Origin of the sequence: Enterococcus sp. DIV0294, assembly GCF_050558155.1 — a bacterium.
Taxonomy (GTDB): domain Bacteria; phylum Bacillota; class Bacilli; order Lactobacillales; family Enterococcaceae; genus Enterococcus; species Enterococcus faecalis.
On sequence record NZ_CP187889.1, the window covers coordinates 993,799 to 1,012,646 of the forward strand.

The 18,848-nt window shown below is 38.2% G+C and carries 13 protein-coding genes and 1 other annotated feature; of the genes, 8 read left to right on the forward strand and 5 right to left on the reverse strand.

The genetic code is table 11. The features are described 5' to 3' along the window. Nucleotides 1-79 precede the first annotated feature (79 nt). The 5 genes from IGJ20_RS04995 to pheT all read left to right on the forward strand — a co-directional run bounded on the left by IGJ20_RS04995 (nucleotide 80) and on the right by pheT (nucleotide 11,667). A complete protein-coding gene (locus IGJ20_RS04995; protein ID WP_202522437.1) occupies nucleotides 80-3,670 on the forward strand; it encodes a PD-(D/E)XK nuclease family protein in 3,591 nt (1,196 codons plus the stop codon). Next, a complete protein-coding gene (addA, locus tag IGJ20_RS05000; protein WP_202522438.1) occupies nucleotides 3,663-7,457 on the forward strand; it encodes a helicase-exonuclease AddAB subunit AddA in 3,795 nt (1,264 codons plus the stop codon). Before IGJ20_RS04995 ends, addA begins: the two co-directional genes overlap by 8 nt. Before the next feature lie 69 nt (nucleotides 7,458-7,526). Further along, nucleotides 7,527-7,871 (forward strand): winged helix-turn-helix transcriptional regulator, encoded by a 345-nt coding sequence (locus IGJ20_RS05005; RefSeq protein WP_002358035.1) that lies wholly within the window; start codon nucleotides 7,527-7,529, stop codon nucleotides 7,869-7,871. Nucleotides 7,872-7,914: 43 nt separating this feature from the next. Next, nucleotides 7,915-8,133 (forward strand) — a binding site (T-box leader). Between the two features lie 56 nt (nucleotides 8,134-8,189). After that, entirely contained in the window at nucleotides 8,190-9,236 is a 1,047-nt protein-coding gene (gene pheS / locus IGJ20_RS05010; RefSeq protein ID WP_002358034.1) for a phenylalanine--tRNA ligase subunit alpha, read from the forward strand. Between the two features lie 7 nt (nucleotides 9,237-9,243). Continuing rightward, complete coding sequence (gene pheT / locus IGJ20_RS05015; protein ID WP_202522439.1) at nucleotides 9,244-11,667, forward strand: phenylalanine--tRNA ligase subunit beta; 2,424 nt, start codon at nucleotides 9,244-9,246, stop codon at nucleotides 11,665-11,667. A gap of 197 nt (nucleotides 11,668-11,864) precedes the next feature. Here the strand turns inward: pheT and IGJ20_RS05020 are convergent, their stop codons facing one another. From IGJ20_RS05020 to IGJ20_RS05035, 4 genes are read right to left on the reverse strand one after another with little or no spacing between them, the layout of a single operon-like run. Further along, a complete protein-coding gene (locus IGJ20_RS05020) occupies nucleotides 11,865-12,530 on the reverse strand; it encodes an amino acid ABC transporter permease (protein ID WP_002382114.1) in 666 nt (221 codons plus the stop codon). An 11-nt stretch (nucleotides 12,531-12,541) separates the two neighbouring features. Beyond that, nucleotides 12,542-13,255, reverse strand: coding sequence for an amino acid ABC transporter permease (locus IGJ20_RS05025; protein WP_002363695.1), 714 nt, complete (start codon nucleotides 13,253-13,255; stop codon nucleotides 12,542-12,544). Nucleotides 13,256-13,300: 45 nt separating this feature from the next. Next, the gene (locus IGJ20_RS05030; RefSeq protein ID WP_002360586.1) at nucleotides 13,301-14,128 is read right to left on the reverse strand and encodes a transporter substrate-binding domain-containing protein; all 828 of its coding nucleotides are present in this window, start codon (nucleotides 14,126-14,128) and stop codon (nucleotides 13,301-13,303) included. Nucleotides 14,129-14,162: 34 nt separating this feature from the next. Continuing rightward, nucleotides 14,163-14,894: an amino acid ABC transporter ATP-binding protein gene (locus IGJ20_RS05035; RefSeq protein WP_002361604.1), complete on the reverse strand. Its 732-nt coding sequence runs from the start codon at nucleotides 14,892-14,894 to the stop codon at nucleotides 14,163-14,165. 264 nt (nucleotides 14,895-15,158) lie between these two features. Here IGJ20_RS05035 and racE point away from each other — a divergent pair, with 264 nt between their 5' ends. From racE to IGJ20_RS05050, 3 genes are read left to right on the forward strand one after another with little or no spacing between them, the layout of a single operon-like run. Then, nucleotides 15,159-15,986: a glutamate racemase gene (racE, locus tag IGJ20_RS05040; RefSeq protein WP_002358027.1), complete on the forward strand. Its 828-nt coding sequence runs from the start codon at nucleotides 15,159-15,161 to the stop codon at nucleotides 15,984-15,986. After that, a complete protein-coding gene (gene rph / locus IGJ20_RS05045; RefSeq protein ID WP_002369622.1) occupies nucleotides 15,979-17,334 on the forward strand; it encodes a ribonuclease PH in 1,356 nt (451 codons plus the stop codon). Before racE ends, rph begins: the two co-directional genes overlap by 8 nt. A gap of 12 nt (nucleotides 17,335-17,346) precedes the next feature. Next, nucleotides 17,347-17,859: a metallophosphoesterase gene (locus IGJ20_RS05050; protein WP_002386618.1), complete on the forward strand. Its 513-nt coding sequence runs from the start codon at nucleotides 17,347-17,349 to the stop codon at nucleotides 17,857-17,859. Between the two features lie 93 nt (nucleotides 17,860-17,952). On the opposite strand, the gene IGJ20_RS05055 is transcribed toward IGJ20_RS05050, so the two are convergent. Next, a complete protein-coding gene (locus IGJ20_RS05055; protein WP_002382117.1) occupies nucleotides 17,953-18,717 on the reverse strand; it encodes a DeoR/GlpR family DNA-binding transcription regulator in 765 nt (254 codons plus the stop codon). Nucleotides 18,718-18,848 lie beyond the last annotated feature (131 nt).

Here is an 18,848-nt window from a genome sequence, read left to right on the forward strand (position 1 = left end):
ATGTGTAAAAACAAACACATGTTTCCGTCCTTCTTTTGTGGTAAAATAAAGGCAGTGCAAAGGAAAAGGATGTGAAACCATGAGTGTGCAGTTTATTAGAGGAACCGCCGTGGCAGATTTAGAAGCGCCACTTATACAGGCGACAAAACAATGGCTAGAGGAAGACGCACAGCATGAAGTATTCTATTTAGTCCCGAACCATATTAAGTTTGAGCAAGAAATTCAAGTCTTGCAAAAGTTACGTCAATTACAGACAACTACGTCTGATTCAATAACCAGTACCCGTCTGCAGGTTTTTAGTTTTTACCGTTTGGCTTGGTACTATTTACAACATACACCTTTTTACTCGGCAGATGTTTTATCTGATGCAGGCGCTGCGATGATTTTCCGCAAAATTTTAGTAGAAGCAGAAGAAGAGTTACAAATTTTTAGAGGTGAAATTAACAAGCCTGGCTTTATTCAGCAACTATTTCAGCTTTATCAAGAAATGCGCGAAGGCAATATTGAGATTGCGGAGCTTTATCCATTTTTAGAAAAACAAACGGAGAACCCTAAAGGACAAGATTTACAACTTAAGTTTCAAGATTTAACGTTAATTTTTACACGATTCCAATTACAAATGAGTCAGTATGGCTATGAATCAGCGGAGATTATTCAACATTTAAGCGAGTATTTACAAACGGTTGATTTGTCGAATGTCCAATTCGTTATTTCAGGCTATCAGCAGTTTACTGCCAGAGAATTAAAGTTGATTGAAGTGCTAATGGCGCAAGCAGGTTCTGTGAAAGTAGCCCTCGTATTGGACAAACAATATCCGCATGACTTACCTGATCCGCGGTCGTTATTTTATGAAGCGGGACAAACCTATCATCAGCTTTATCAACTAGCAAGACAGAAGCAAATCCCGATTCTTTCAGATTATGTGGAAAAGAAAGAGGTATTAATTACAAACCCAGACTTGCAAGGATTAAATGATTATTGGATTCAATCGCAAGAACACCTGCCTCCATTAAGCACAACTGACTGGAGTGGCGATGGCTTATTTCTGTGGCGTGCTGAGAACGTTAAAGAAGAATTAACACATGTTGCAACCGAAATTCGCCGTTTAGTAGTGGAAGAAGGGTATCGGTACAAAGAAATTCAGGTGTTGACTCGTGATTTAGATTGTTATGAAAATTTATTAGAACCGATTTTTGCGGAACACGAGATTCCTGTTTATGTCGACCGAGATATGGCTATGGATCGGCATCCTTTAGTCGAATGGATTGAATCTTTATTTGCTATTCATTCGTACAATTATCGTTATCGCGATGTGCTCCGTTTTTTGAGAACGGAATTATTTATGCCAATGAATCAACTCGCTACTTCTGAAGAAAGCTTGACTGATTGGTTAAACCAACGGAACGCTTGGCGCAGAAAAGTTGATATTACCGAAAATGTAGTCCTGGCATACGGCTATGAAGGTTATTATTGGTCACAAGAAAAAGATTGGGAATTTATTCGGTATGATTTTGAAGCGGAAGAGCAAGAAGATGTCGCTACGATGGAAGAAGAGTCAAATGCGATTCGTCAATCGCTTCAACGGCTGTTACCTAGTTACTTTCAAGCAATGATAAGTGCTAAAACTGGTTTGGAAGCAGCGACCGTCTTCTATCACTTTTTACTGCAAAGTGGTGTGGCAACACAATTAAAAATGTGGCGCTTACAAGCTATCGAAGCAGGTCAACTAGAAACAGCTCGTAACCATGAACAGACTTGGGATGCATTGATGTCATTACTAGATGAATACGTCACTGTTTACGGAGAAAGTTCGTTTGATTTTACAACGTTTCAAGAAATATTTGTTAGTGGCTTGGAAGGTTTGCACTATAGTAAAGTGCCGACAGCGATTGACCAAGTACAAGTTCGCGCAATGGATTTAACTCGACCTGGGGCTGCCAAGGTTACTTTTGCTATTGGGATGACGGAAGAAATTTTTCCACAAAAGATTGAAAATAAAACACTATTGTCTGATGAAGAACGTCAGACAATCAATGATACTTTAACGGAAAACCAATATTTACGTGGGACAACCGGACGCAAAATTGCGCAAGAACCTTATGTTGCGTATCTTGTCTTTTCTTCAGCGCGAGAACGGTTATATTTAACCTATCCAAGTGTTAAAGATACCGCTCAAGAAGTCAAACCGTCTCCTTATTTTAAAAATATCCAAAAAGATTTAAACTTGCCCGTTTTTGAAAAAAATGAAACAACCATTTTCGATGATGAAACGACTAGTTTAGCCCATATTAGTACGTATCGGACGTTAATTGGTGAATTAACGCGTTTGAAAAGACAACGGAAAGAAACACAAGAAGGATTGTTGCCTTTCTGGTTAAATATGGAAAAAGCGCTAATGAACCAATCAATTGCGCCGCTAGCCAAGCAAGTTTTCGAAAGTTTAACGCATCAAAATATTCCTGAAAAGATTGATGAGGTCTTAGCAGAACCTTTATATGGTAAAGATATTTATACATCCGTTTCTCGGATGGAGAGTTTTTATCGGTGTCAATATCAATACTTTTCTCGCTATGGCTTACGTTTGAAAGAAAGAGATGTCTTTGGGCTTTCGCCAGCAGCTACAGGGGAATTTTTCCATGAAGCATTGGATCAGTTCTTTAAATTATTGATTATGAATCAACGGAACTTATCTGAATTAACCGATCAGGAAGTCAATTTATTGGCGGAGGAAGTACTAAATAGCATCTTAGGGGATGCGCGTTTTTCTGTATTAACGACCTCTAGTCGCATGAACTATATTCGCTATCAATTGAGTCAAACAATTAAAAAAGTCAGTTGGGCGCTGAAACGCCAAAGCCAACGAAGTGGCATGACGACTGTTCAAACGGAAGTGTTATTTGGCCAAATTGCCGCTAAAAAAGGAATTTCTGGTTTGGAATTACCATTAAAAAATCAAGGGAAGATTCATGTTCGGGGAAAAATCGACCGGATTGATCAATTGGTTACACCCGAATCAACCTATTTAGGTGTGATTGATTATAAATCGAGTCACCGTAAATTTAATATGACAGAAGCGTATTACGGCTTAGCCATGCAAATGCTGACGTACTTGGATGTGGCTTTAATGGATGCTGTACAATTAGTTGGTCAAGAAGCTAAACCTGCTGGCTCACTTTATCTGCATGTACACAATCCTACATTATCTTATGAAGGCAAAGACGACATTGAACAACAAATGCTTAAAAAATATCAGTTTGATGGTCTTTTGATGAAAGACCCAGATTTATTGGATCATTTAGATACGAGTCTGCAAGCTAAACAAAGTTCGTTGCTGTTTCCGATTGAAGAATCAGCCAAAGAACAAATTAAACCTGGTCGTCGCCAAGAAGATAAATTTGTGACAGAACCAGAACTAGGCGCGTTGCTTTCCCATAACCGAAATAAATTTATTGAAGCGGGGAATCAAATTATTGGCGGCGAAGTTCAACTTAATCCCGCTTATCAAGGCAAGGAACGGATTGCTTGTCGCTATTGTCCGTTTCGAAGTGTCTGTGATTTTGATGTGATGTTAAAAGAAAATAATTATCATCGTATTGAGAATTTATCCAAAGAGGAAATCATGGCGCGCTTGTTAAACAAAGATGAGGAAGGAGCAACCGAAGATGAGTAAAACAATTCCACTACGTCCAGCCAATGAGCAATTCACCGACAGTCAATGGCAAGCGGTGTTTGATGGCGATGAAAATATCTTAGTTTCTGCTTCGGCTGGCTCAGGAAAAACCACTGTTTTAGTCCGCCGTGTCATTGAAAAAGTCAAAAGCGGCGTCGATATCGATCGTCTCTTGATTGTGACGTACACTGAAGCCGCCGCCCGTGAGATGAAAGAACGTATCCAAGTGGCTTTACAAAAGGCAATGAATGAAGAACAAGATCCAGAAAGAAGACGGCATTTTTCTCGTCAAATTGCTCTTTTGCCAACAGCCAATATCAGCACGTTACATGCCTTTTGTTTAACTGTTATTCGTCGTTTTTATTATTTAATTGACATAGATCCAGTTTTTCGGATGTTAACAGATGAAACAGAAACATTGTTATTAAAAGAAGATGTTTGGGATGCATTACGTGAACAATTTTATGCGGAAAATCAAGAAGAATTTTACCAATTAACAGCGAATTTTTCCAATGACCGTAGTGATGACGGACTCACTAACTTAATTTTTTCTTTTTATGAATTTGCCAAAGCCAATCCTGATCCAGAGGCGTGGATTAATGGCTTAACACAAGCCTACGAAGTAGGTGATCAGCTAGGCGAATCAACGTTATTTCAGACGTATTTAAAACCGCTAGCTGTTGAGACGTTACAACGAACTCTTCAGCGTTACGAAGAAATGGTGACCTTAACAGAGGGCGAAGAGAAACTTCAAAAGATTTGGTATTTAGCTCAAAATGAAAAGGAACAAACAAAACAATTTTTACAATTTTTAGAGAGAAATGATTTAGAGAGCGCCTATAATTTGACTGAATTGTTGAGCTTTGACCGCTACCCAACGGTTCGTGCCGAAGAGTTGAAACCAACCGCGGAACAAGCCAAACAGTTACGAGAACAAAATAAAAAAGCGTTAAATGATTTGAAAAAGCAACTGTTTACACTTTCTCCAGATGCCATGAAACAAGTCTTGAAAGAGGCCACGCCCATTGTTCAAGAAATGGCTCACGTGGGGAAACAATTTATGGAGGCCTATGGCGCAGAAAAACGGCTTAAAAATTTAGTGGATTTTAACGATTTAGAACATTATACGTTAGCTATTTTAGCGAAAAATCAGGCAGATGGCTGGCATGCATCAGAAGCCTCGGTTTACTATCGCGAAAAATTTGATGAAGTGTTAGTCGATGAATACCAAGATATCAATCAATTACAAGAATCTATTTTGTATTGGTTGCGCCGTCCGCTTAGCACAGAAGGAAACCTTTTTATGGTAGGAGATGTGAAACAGTCTATTTATTCTTTCCGCTTGGCAGATCCTACATTGTTTATTGAAAAATACAATCAGTATGGGCAAGGCAAAGAGGGCAAACGAATTATTCTAGCTGAAAATTTTCGTTCCCGCAAAGACGTTTTAGACTTTACGAATTTAGTATTTAGTCAATTAATGGATGAGCGAGTGGGTCAAATTGCTTACGATGAGTCAGCCGCTTTGGTTCATGGTTTTGATCAATTTTCGGAGGCGGCTGATTATTCAACTGAATTGCTAATTTATGAAAAAAAAGCAACAGAATCAGTTGAATTTCCAGAATTACAATCCCCTGAGTTGTTGATTGAAGATAAGACAGAAGGGGAACTTTACGTTACTGCTTTGAAAATTCGTGAATTAATTGACCAAAATTTCTTAATTTATGATAAAAAGCTGAAAACGGATCGACCGATTACTTATCAAGATATTGTCTTATTAACGCCTACAAAGAAAAATAATTTAACTATTTTAGATGTTTTTAAATCATTAGAAATTCCAGTTCAAGTCAATGATGCTCAAAATTATTTCCAAGCAACGGAAATTCGTACAATGATTGCCTTGCTTCAATTGATTGATAATCCCTATCAAGACATTCCTTTGGCAGCTGTGTTACGTTCACCAATTGTTGAATTAAAAGAAAACGAATTAGTGCTTATTCGTTTGGCTAATAAGGAAGCCAGTTACTACGAAGCATTTTTAACGTTTAATCAAAAGATGGAACCAACCATGGAGGAAGCAGTTGTTCAGGAAAAAACTATACGTTTTGCTGAATCATTAGAAAAATGGCGGGAACAGGCTCGACGCAACCAGATTAGCAACTTGCTGTGGACGATTTATCGGGAAACGGCCTACCTTGATTATGTTGGCGGGTTGCCTGTTGGCAAACAACGCCAAGCCAATTTATATGCGTTGGTTGATCGGGCCGCGGCGTATGAAAAAACAACCTTCCGCGGATTATTTCAATTTGTTCGCTTCATCGAAAAAATGCAAGAAAAAGACAAAGATTTAGCGGAACCAGTCGTTTTAAGTGAAGAGAATGCCGTACGCGTCATGACGATTCACGCTAGTAAAGGGTTAGAATTTCCGGTGGTATTCGTTTTAGATATGACCAAAGAATTTAATGTCAGTGATTTGAATGAACGCTATATCTTTGAAGAAAATTTAGGCGTAGGCATTCGTTATTTACAACCTGAAGAACGAGTTATGTACGACACTTTACCATTTTTGGCGATTAAACAAGTACGATTGAGAAAATTACTATCCGAAGAAATGCGGAAGTTATATGTGGCGTTGACACGTGCAGAACAGAAACTTTTTCTGGTGGGCTCCTATAAAGACCAAGCGGCGATGTGGAAAGAGTGGCTGAAAGTTGGCGATGTAGAAACACTGGTTCTACCAGCTGAAAATCGCTTGCAAAGTAAAAGTAGTTTAATGAATTGGGTTGGGATGACATTGGTACGCCATCAAAAAGCCGATGAATATCAGCAAGAAGTAGTGGTAAGTAACGTTCCGCAAGTCAAAAAGCACCCAGCTAACTTTCATATTCAGTGGTTCAACGAAGAACAACTACGAGCAGCCATTCAGCAATTACAATTGCCAGAAAGACAAGCAGAGGATTTAGCCGAAAAAGCGCAATTATCTGCTGACAAAATCAATCGTGGTCTTGCACGGTTAAGTTTCAATTATCCGTTTGAAGTGGCTACTCGGACCACCAGTTATCAGTCTGTTTCTGAAATCAAGCGAGTATTTGATGACCCCGATAACAAAGAAATTGGTAAAATTGAGGTTCGGGAAGACAATACTATTCAAGCGCAACCGTTGATTGTCAATCGAATGATTGAAGGAGATTTAAGTAAGCCTAAATTTTTAGATACGGTTCAAGCGCCCTCAGCAGCTGAGATTGGGACAGCAACCCATTATTTATTACAACTAATTGATTTAAGTAAGCAACCTTCTTACGAGGAAGTGCGAGCTGTTCAAGAACGCTTAGTGGAAAATAAATTGATTTTACCAGCAATTGCTGAAAAAATGAATCTGGAACAAATCGCGGCCTTCTTTGACACCGCCTTAGGAAAACAATTGATTCAACACCATCAAACCGTTAGAAGGGAACAACCTTTTTCTATGCTGATTGAAGCAGAAGAGCTCATTCAAAATTATCCAGAAACGACACAAGATGATTTATTAATTCATGGGATTATTGATGGCTATATCGAATTAGACAATCAATGCATTTTGTATGACTATAAAACCGATCATGTAAAAAGCACCTCTCCCCAAGCGATTTCTGAAATTGTCGAACGGTATCGCGGACAGATGAATCTTTATCGTAGAGCGCTACAAGAGGCAACGCATAAAGAGGTGTCGCACGTCTATTTAATTTTATTAAATGGAGGAGTAATTATTGACATGCAGACAGGAAATGTTGTAGATTTTATAAAGTAGAAAAAATTAGAAGCAGAAACACTTACATTTTGTAAGGAATGTGCTATACTCATTGAAGAGGTGAGGAAGATGGAAAAAGTAAAAACAGAATCGTTTGTACTTTGTCCCAAATTTGAAAAATCATTTTCAATACTTGGTAAAAAATGGAATGGTTTAATTATTGATGTTTTATTAGAACGAGGTCCTCAACGTTTTGGCGAATTAAAAGAAAAAATTCCAATGTTAAGTGATCGTGTCTTAGTAGAGCGATTGAAGGAACTAGAAGCTGAAGGAATTATCACCAAAGCTGTTCGTTGCGGTGAAGGAAATCGCTTAGAATATTTCCTGACCGAAAAAGGCGAAGACTTGCAATTAGCAATGGAACAAATTCAACATTGGGCAGAAAAATGGGTAAAAGACGAAGAATGCAGTTGACCGCAAGCAAAACTTCTTGTAAACTAAACGTAATTCAATAACTAAAAAAACAGTGATGGAAACAAGTAGTTTGAATTGACGTGTTTTAGGGAGAGTCAGCCAGAGACTGGAAGCTGATTTACACAGTCACCAAGCGAAATTCACTTCCTGAGTTTGTTTGTTTTCAAGAAGAAAGCAAACCGGTAATTGCCGTTAAATGAAATGAGTGCATGACAACAATTTGTTATGAATTAGGATGGTAACACGATAGCTCGTTCCTTTGAAAGGAATGGGTTATCGTTTTTTTTAGTTTAAATAAAAGATAGAGGGGAACGCATAATGACATTACAAGCGCAATTAGAAGCTCTTAGAGACAATACGCTCAAAGAAATCGCACAAGTTGCTACTTTAAAAGAATTAAACCAAATTCGCGTAGAAACATTAGGAAAAAAAGGGCCAATCACCGAAGTATTAAGAGGCATGAAAAACCTTTCGCCAGAAGAACGACCAGTGGTGGGGGGCTTTGCAAATGAAATTCGTGATTTATTAACAGAAGCAATTGAAGCGCGCAAAGTTGTTTTAGAAAACGAAGCGTTAAATGCGGCACTAAAAGAAGAAAGTTTAGATGTAACTTTACCTGGAAAACAAATGCCTCAAGGCACACGTCATATTTTGACACAAGTTATGGAAGAGATTGAAGATATTTTCTTAGGCATGGGTTATCAAGTAGTGGAAGGATACGAAGTAGAATCCGATCATTATAATTTCGAACGCATGAATCTACCAAAAGATCATCCGGCACGCGACATGCAAGATACGTTTTATATTTCAGATGAGATGTTAATTCGTACGCATACTTCACCAGTTCAAGCTCGAACAATGGAAAAACACGATTTTTCAAAAGGTGCATTACGAATGATTTCTCCTGGGAAAGTATTCCGTCGTGATACAGATGATGCGACACATAGTCACCAATTCCATCAGATTGAAGGCCTTGTTGTCGATAAAAATGTCACAATGGGTGATTTAAAAGGGACGTTAGAAGTCATGATGAAAAAAATGTTTGGTGAAGATCGTAAAATTCGTTTACGTCCTAGCTATTTCCCTTTTACAGAACCTTCAGTCGAAGTAGATGTTAGCTGTTTTAAATGTGGCGGTGCAGGTTGTAACGTCTGCAAACATACAGGTTGGATTGAAATTTTAGGTGCGGGGATGGTTCATCCAGATGTGTTACAAATGTCAGGGATTGATCCAACAGAGTACTCAGGCTTTGCCTTTGGCTTAGGACCAGATCGCGTTGCTATGTTACGTTATGGTGTAAATGATATCCGTAATTTTTATCAAAATGATTTACGTTTCTTAAATCAATTCAAGGTAAAGGAGTAGTTGAAAAATGTTAGTTTCTTATAAATGGTTAAATGAATATGTTAATCTTTCAAACGTTACTCCGCAAGAATTAGCGGACAAAATGTCTGTGACAGGTATCGAAGTTGAGGGTGTTGCTGTACCTGAAGAAGGATTAAAGAAAATTGTTGTCGGTGAAGTAAAAGAATGTGTTCCTCATCCAAACTCTGACCACTTATCAATTTGCCAAGTAGACATCGGTGAAGAAGAATTGTCACAAATTGTTTGTGGAGCACCAAATGTAAAAGCAGGAATTAAAGTCATCGTAGCATTACCTGGTTCAAGAATTGCAGGAAATCAAAAAATTAAAAAAGGCAAAATGCGTGGCGAAGTCTCTAACGGAATGATTTGTTCGTTAGAAGAGCTAGGATATTCAGACAATGTCGTACCAAAAGCCTATGCTGAAGGGATTTATTATTTACCTCAAGAAGCAGTGAATGGGACACCTGTTTTCCCTTATTTAGACATGGATGATGCGATTATTGAATTATCAATTACACCAAACCGTGCAGATGCACTAAGTATGAGAGGGGTAGCCTATGAAGTTGGCGCAATTTATCGTCAAACGCCTCAGTTTAATGATCCCGAACTCAAAGAAGATGCTTCAGATAACGTGGGAAATTACGTAACAGTGACTGTTGAAGATTCACAAGATGCGCCAGCGTATCAAATTCGTGTCATTAAAGATGTGACGATTGCAGAAAGTCCTCAGTGGTTGCAAAATCGATTGATGAATGAAGGAATCCGTCCGATTAACAATGTGGTGGACGTGACAAATTATATTTTATTATTATTTGGTCAACCATTGCATGCATTTGATTATCAAAAATTAGATAGCAAAGAAATCTTGGTTCGTCGAGCAACAGCAGCAGAAAAACTAATTACATTAGATGGTGAAACACGTCAATTAACAGAAGAAAATATCGTCATTACGAATGGAAAAACGCCTGTCGGCTTAGCCGGTGTAATGGGTGGGGCTAATTCTGAAATCAGTCAAGAAACAACAACTGTGGCTTTAGAAGCGGCATTGTTCAATCCATTGTCTATTCGCAAAACGTCTAAACAATTCAATTTACGGAGTGAATCTTCAAGTAGATTTGAAAAAGGCATCAACCAAGCGACAGTTGGGCTAGCTTGTGATGTGGCAGCCGCAATGATTGCAGAGTTAGCCAACGGAACAGTGGTCTCAGGCACTGCAGTTGGTTCTGAAGTGGCCGTTAAAGAAGCGCAGGTAGCTGTGACTTTAGAACGAATCAACCAATATTTAGGCACTGCATTAGATGAAGCAACGGTGAATGAAATTTTTGAAGCACTCGGTTTTGCTTATGAAGTAAATCAAGGCGCATATGAAATTACGATTCCACCAAGACGTTGGGATATTGCGATTGAAGCAGATATTATTGAAGAAGTGGCGCGCATTTATGGATATGATTATTTACCTTCAACATTGCCAAGTGGAGAAACAGTTGCTGGAAGTCTAACCAAAGCACAACATGTTACGCGCCAATTAAAGAGCTTACTGGAAGGTCATGGTACGAGTGAAGCCATCAGCTATGCGTTGACAACAGAAGAAAAATCCCGTCAATTTATGATGAAAGAAAGTCAAACAACACGTTTGCAATGGCCAATGAGTGAAGAGCGTTCTGTGTTACGTATGAACTTAATTTCTGGTTTATTAGATGATGTCGCATACAATGTGGCACGTAAAAATAATAATATCGCCTTCTATGAAGTAGGACGCGTTTTCTACCAAACAGAAGATCCAACAAAAAATTTACCTACAGAAGAAAATCACTTAGCACTTGCTTTAACTGGTAATACAATGGTTAAAGATTGGCAAACAAAAGCAACAGCCGTTGATTTTTATACAGTAAAAGGCTTAGTGGAAAGTATTGTAGCTGTTTTAGGATTAACAGAAAAAATCAGTTATCAAGCGACAACGGCGATTCCAGAAATGCATCCAGGCCGGACAGCATGGATTTATTTAGAAGATGAAGTGGTTGGTTTTGTCGGACAAGTTCACCCAACGACAGCAAAAGCGTACGATATTCCTGAAACATATGTTGCTGAATTAAACTTGCAACAATTAGTAGCCACAGAAGCAGGCGGGGTTACTTATGAAGCAGTTTCTAAATTCCCAGCAGTTTCTCGAGATATTGCTTTATTAGTCGATGAAACAGTTACCAATCAAGAACTAGTTAAAACTATTTCAGATAACGCAGGTAAATATTTGAAAGAGATTCATTTATTTGATGTATATCAAGGTGAAAAACTAGGCGCTGGCAAAAAATCAATGGCGTATAGTTTAACTTTCGTTAATGCAGAAGCGACATTAGTGGATGAAGAAATTAACCGTTCAATGGAAAAAGTTGAAAAAGCGTTAATTGAAAAACATCAAGTAGAAGTAAGATAAAATAAAAACAGGAAAGTGGGGCATAAGTCATTTCGACTTATGCCCCACTTTCTAAATCTTAAGATAATCAGCTGAACAAAAGCAGCTCCTTCGGAAATAAGCCGAAATTCTCCAAAAATTAAAGAACAATTTTCGGAAATTCCTTCTTATTTCTTGGAGCTAAACACTTTTGTCTCAGCCTCCTGTTTTTAACTACATTAATAACTTTTCGCCCAATTTCGTGAAAGCCAACGTGAAAATTGTGAGATACTAAAGTTAATAATGAAATAAATTAGGGCGACGATTCCGTAAATAGTGAATACTTGTCCTGTTTGTGCGTAGCGCCCCATTAAGATATAAGATTTGCCAAAGAGTTCTTGCAAAGCAATCACGGAATACAAGAAACTTGTATCCTTGATGACAGTAACAAACTGAGAAACGATCGCTGGTAAAACATTGCGAATGGCTTGAGGCAAAACAATATGATAAAGAATTTGCCAATTTGAAAACCCTTGAGAACGCGCCGCTTCAATTTGTCCTTTATCAACACCATTTAAACCACCACGAATAATTTCCGCTAAAGCAGCGGTGGTAAACACAGTAAAACTCACAATTCCAGCAGGAGTGGATTTGATTTTGAAAATCAAAAAAATAACATAAATCCACAATAAGTTTGGAATATTACGCACCACTTCTACATAAATACTGGCAAGTAACTTCAGTGGTCCATGGGTTTGATTTCGCAAAACGGCTAGAATGGTGCCAAAAATCGTACTCAAAATAATTGAGACGAAGGAAATATAGAGCGTCAATTTTAAGCCGTTAAATAGAAATTGAAAATTATTTGCTGTCAGTAATTGACGCATTTCTTCTGAAAAAGGCATCTGTTTTCCTCCTATCTACTATATGCTTTCTTATTTTTTTCTTCCATTTTTCTAGCCAAATTCGCTAATGGGAAGCAAAGAATGAAATATAAGAAACCAGCAAGCGCAAAGGCGGGAATATAGTTCAAGTTGACAGACGACCAACTATTGGCAGCAAACATTACGTCAGCGCCAGAAATAATGGCAACTGTTGACGTATTTTTAATTAGATTCACGACTTGATTGGTTAAAGGCGGTAACATAATCCGCCATGCTTGTGGTAGAATCACATACCGCATCGTTTGACCATACGTTAATCCTTGGGAGTAAGCCGCTTCAAATTGCCCTCTTGGGACAGCTCCGATTCCTGAGCGAACCACTTCAGAAATGTAGGCGCCATGATAGAGGCCTACACACAGAATGGCAATCGTAGTAATAGAAAATGAAAGCAGCGGGCTTAGCAGAGGAAAGCCATAATAGACTACGATAAATTGAATCAACAAAGGTGTGTTTTGAAAAAATTCTACATAGACACGACTAATTGCGTGTAAAAGTTTACTTTTGGTCGCTGATAAACTGCCAAAGAAAATGCCTAAAGCAAAGGCGACTAAGATTGCTCCTAAAGAAAGCAGAATAGTATAGAGAAAAGCCTGACCAAAAATTCGCCAATCTTGAAATAAAGCTTCCCAACGATATAAGGCAAATGGCCCTTCTTCAAGCCAGGAAATATTGGCTAACAAAAACATAAAAATCCCTCCTAAAATTTTTGATTCTTCAAGTCTTAGGAATGATTAATTTTTTAAGCCCCAGTCTTGATAAATTTTTTCTAGTGTGCCGTCTTTTTCCCATTTTTCAATTAAACCATTTAGATAATCATTTAATTCAGTATTTGCTTTCTTTGTGGTAATTCCATATTCTTGTGGCGAAAAACCATCTTTTAAAATTTCTGTCTTGCCATCCACATAGCCAGATAGGATTGATTTATCCACTGAAAATGCATCAATTCGTTTAGAAGTTAACGCTGTTTTTAATTCAGGATAGGAACCTAATTCTTGATAAGTAAATTTGATTCCTTCCTCTTGCGCTTTTTTCTCTAAGTTTTCTTTTGTCGTAGCAGATTGTGCAACGCCGATTGTTTTTCCGTCTAAATCTTTCATGCTTGAGAAGTTATCCTCTTTGCGCACAAGGAAACCAATCTCATCTGTATAATAAGGAGTTGTAAAATTATAAGTCTTTTTACGTTCATCAGTAATTGTAAATGTAGCAATTACCATATCTAGTTCACCATTGTCTAAAAGGGGACCGCGCGTTTTCGCTGTCACGCCCACAAATTCCACATTCTCTTCGCTGCCGGTAATTTCTTTCGCAATCAAGCGTGCAATATCTGGTTCCATTCCTTCATTTTTGTTTGTATCAGGATTCATATAGCCAAAATTAGGAATGTCTTCTTTGACACCTACTTTAATTTTCCCTGCTTTTTTTAATTGTTCTACTGTGACCGTTTTGTTTGATGAAGCACTTTTGGAAGTTGAGTCATTGTTGCCGCTACCACAGCCCACAATGATGCCTGCTAATACAAGTAGGGAGAGTCCAGCCAGCCATTTATTTTGTTTTTTCATTCCTTCATTCCTCCAATTTTTTGTTTTTTATTCATTACCCGTTATGAATAATTTTACTTAGAAATTCTTTTGCACGAGGGTTTTCAGTGCTTGTAAAGAAATGTTCAGGCGTTCCTTGTTCAATAATCTGTCCTTGGTCCATGAAGATTACACGGTCAGCCACTTGACGAGCAAAGCCCATCTCATGTGTGACACAAACCATGGTAATATTTTGTTTGGAAAGATCGACCATTACATCTAAAACTTCTTGAATCATTTCTGGATCAAGTGCCGAAGTCGGTTCATCAAAAAGGATAATCTCAGGATGCATATTTAAGGCACGAGCAATAGCGACCCGTTGTTGCTGCCCGCCAGAAAGCTGCGAAGGATAAGCAGAAGCTTTATCAGCCAAACCGACTCGTTCTAAATACTCCATGCCAGTACGAACCGCTTCTTCTTTGGAAACGCCCATCACTTTAATCGGTGCTAACGTTAAATTATCAATAATCGTTTTGTGAGCATATAAGTTAAAATTTTGAAAGACCATGGCAACTTTCTGGCGAACCTTTTGAATCGGTGCTTTCGGTTTGGTGATGTCAATGTTATCAATTACGACGGAACCATCATTGACTTTTTCCAATTGGTTCATACACCGAATTAATGTACTTTTGCCAGAGCCAGAGGGTCCGATAATGACAATTTTTTCTCCTTGTTCTACATTCAAAGTAATATCTTTTAAAACGTGATGCTCCCCAAAATACTTATTTACATGTTCTAAAGAAATCATAGGCAGTCTCCTTTGCAATCATTTGGTAGAAAAGATAACAGAGGATTCGGTGAGAAACATGTTATTTAAATTAAATTAACCAAATGTATTTCTAATTGTATTCTCAATGTTAGGAATTATAACATACAAAAAAATGAATTACTAGTTTTTTAATCGAAAAAGATTTCCTTCAAAAAAAGAAATAAATGAGAGCAAAACAGGAAAAATTGACAATAGTCCTTAAAAAGTAGAAAATAAAGGCAGTGAATAAAAGGCAAAGGTAGGATGAGAATGAGCAATCAAGAAGCCATTGGATTAATTGATTCTGGCGTTGGTGGATTAACTGTTTTAAAGGAAGCGCTAAAACAATTACCAAATGAACGATTAATTTATTTAGGAGATACAGCCCGTTGCCCATATGGTCCACGACCAGCCGAACAAGTCGTTCAGTTTACTTGGGAAATGGCCGATTTTTTATTGAAAAAACGAATAAAAATGCTAGTAATCGCGTGTAATACCGCGACGGCTGTCGCATTAGAAGAAATTAAAGCTGCCTTGCCAATTCCAGTTGTCGGTGTTATTTTACCTGGCGCACGAGCAGCCGTTAAAGTCACAAAAAATAACAAAATTGGTGTCATAGGTACCTTAGGGACAATCAAAAGTGCTTCCTATGAAATCGCCATTAAAAGTAAGGCACCAGCAATTGAGGTGACTAGTTTAGCTTGCCCTAAATTTGTCCCCATTGTTGAAAGTAATCAATATCGTTCTTCCGTAGCAAAAAAAATTGTGGCAGAAACACTTCAAGCATTACAATTAAAAGGACTTGATACGTTGATTTTAGGTTGTACCCATTACCCGTTGTTACGTCCGGTGATTCAAAATGTGATGGGAAGTCATGTGACATTAATTGACTCAGGAGCCGAAACAGTTGGCGAAGTCAGCATGCTTCTCGATTATTTTGACATTGCCCACACGCCTGAAGCGCCTACACAGCCCCATGAATTTTATACAACTGGTTCTGCAAAAATGTTTGAAGAGATTGCAAGCAGTTGGCTTGGTATAGAGAACTTAAAAGCACAACAGATTCACTTAGGAGGAAACGAAAATGATTAGACATGATAGTCGTGCACCAAAAGAATTGCGAAAGATCACTATTGAAACCAATGTTTTTAAACATCCAGAAGGTTCGGTGGTTATTTCGTTTGGCGATACAAAAGTAATTTGCTCAGCCACTGTCGAAGAAAAGGTTCCCCCATTTTTACGAGGCGGGGGAACAGGTTGGGTAGCAGCTGAATATAGCATGCTCCCTCGCGCGACGAACACAAGAAATATTCGGGAAAGTGCGAAAGGAAAATTAACAGGGCGAACAATGGAGATTCAACGTTTGATTGGGCGGTCATTGCGAGCTGTTGTTGACTTAGAAAAGTTAGGGGAACGGAGCATTGTTGTCGATTGTGATGTGATTCAAGCAGATGGGGGAACCCGTACAGCTAGTATTACAGGCGCTTTTGTTGCTCTACGCTTAGCAGTCAATCATTTATTGATGACTGGTGCGCTAGCGGAAGACCCAATTAAAGAGCATTTAGCTGCTGTCAGCGTGGGTATTTTACCCGATGGTTATTGTGTGCTGGACTTAGATTACGCAGAGGACTCGAATGCTGCAGTGGACATGAACATCGTGATGACCGAATCTGGTGAATTTGTGGAAATTCAAGGAACGGGTGAAGAAGCTACCTTCTCAGGAGATGAGTTAAATGCCATGCTCTTTTATGGAAAAACAGGGATTGAGGAATTAATTGCGTATCAGAAAGAAGCGCTTTATGCTTTAGCCTCTGAAGAAGTCCCTTCGCAAGATTCAGAAGAGAAAGTGATTGTCATTGCGACTAGAAATCCTGGTAAAGCGAAAGAGTTTAGTTCAATTTTTGGTGAAAAAGGATATACAGTTAAGACGTTATTAGATTATCCGAATTTGCCAGATGTAGAAGAAACTGGTCGAACATTTGAAGAAAATGCTCGTCTAAAAGCTGAAACAATTGCAGAAATTTTACAGAAACCAGTACTAGCAGATGATTCAGGATTAATTGTTGATGCCTTAGGAGGAATGCCAGGGATTTATTCTGCTCGTTTTGCTGGTGAGCCAACTAACGATGCTTCAAATAATGCGAAACTACTACATGAGTTAACGGGCGTGCCAAAAGAAAAAAGACAAGCACGTTTCCATTGTACATTGGTTTTTGCTGAACCAAAGAAAGAAAGTCTGGTGGTCGAAGCTGAATGGCCAGGAGAAGTCGGTACGATTCCTCGTGGTGAAGGAGGCTTTGGGTACGATTCACTTTTCTATGTTCCAGAGCTTGGTAAGACGGCAGCTGAATTGTCTGGAGAAGAGAAAAATAAAGTTAGTCATCGTGGACAAGCAGTGGCAAAATTAAAAGAACAATGGGAAGAATGGCTAAAAAAATAGGAGTTGAAACGTATGAAAATCTTGGTAGTAAGCGATAATCATGGCGACCGTGACTGTTTAGTTGACTTAGTGAATCATTATGAAGGACAAGTCGATGCACTCTTTCACTGTGGTGATTCTGAATTAGAACCGACAGATGAACTTTGGCAAAAATTCATTGTAGTCCAAGGAAATTGTGATTTTTATGATGAATTTCCCAAAACTGTGACTAAAAAAGTGGGAGATCAAGTTATTTATATGACACATGGTCATTTGGCCAATGTTAGAATGGGGCTCACGACACTTGCTTTACAGGCGGAAGAAGCAGGAGCGACAATTGCCTTATTTGGTCACACTCATGTACTCGGTGCAGAGCGACACAATAACATTCTCTTTGTTAATCCGGGAAGTATTCGTTTACCTCGTGGACCAGTTCAAGAGAAAACATATGCCATAATTGAAAGTACACCTGAACAATATCTCGTTCAGTATTATAACAAAGAGCACCAACCGTTGGAACGATTAAAGGCAACGTTTACGAAGTAAGTGAATGTTAAGAAATAAGTGCTACTTTTTTATTTATCAGATTTTGAGCGTAGGACAAAAATCCAAAAGAGATTTTTGTCCTACGCTCTTTTTTTAGTCGACTTGGATAACCTTTAAGCCGGTCTTACGAAGTTCTGTAATTAAAGTTGATGAGCAATGTTTGTCTGTAATCAAACAATCAAAAGCGGTAATATCAGCAATTTTAAATTTAGATGTCAAGCCGATTTTTCGATGGTCCGCGACCAGAATTTTTACTTTTGTTGTTTGTTTTATCATAAGCTCATTAATTTTTGCTTCATTGAAAATTTTTGTAGTGACGCCATGTTCTAAACTGACCCCGCTACAGCCAATTACGCAAACATCGGCATGCGTTGCGGTGATTGTGTTAATGGCAATATCTCCTACCAGAACTTCTTTAGGAAAACGTAATTCGCCTCCGGTCAAAATATAATTGTATTGAGAAACATGAGGCTTGGTGGCAATTTTTAAATTATTCGTTACGATGGTCAGATGATCGGCCTTTAAATAATGGAGAATATTCAAAGCAGTGGAACTTGAATTAATGAAAACGGTATCATAATCGCTTAGATAGCTACAAGCGACACGAGCAATGGCTTGTTTTAATAACTCCGGTCCTGATTGATCAAAGTCTTTCTGATTTTGGTCGTTGTAAATACAATACCCATATTTTCGAATGATGTCATTCTTAGTTTCTAAGACATTTAAATCACGACGAATTGTGCTTAAGGAAACATTTAAAGCATCTGCTAATTTATAGGTAGTCATTTGTTTGTTTTTTTGCAGCAGCGCGAGAATATTTTGTTGCCTTTTTTCAATGGTTTCTAATGAACTTTTCAAGTAATACAACCTCCTTTAGTTATTTCTTTGGACACGGTCCCCCATGAAATAGTATAACTCATAGGAAAACAAAACACGTAAAAGAATCATTAAAAGTGCAAACAATCATATAAAAGGGTTTTCATTGTGAT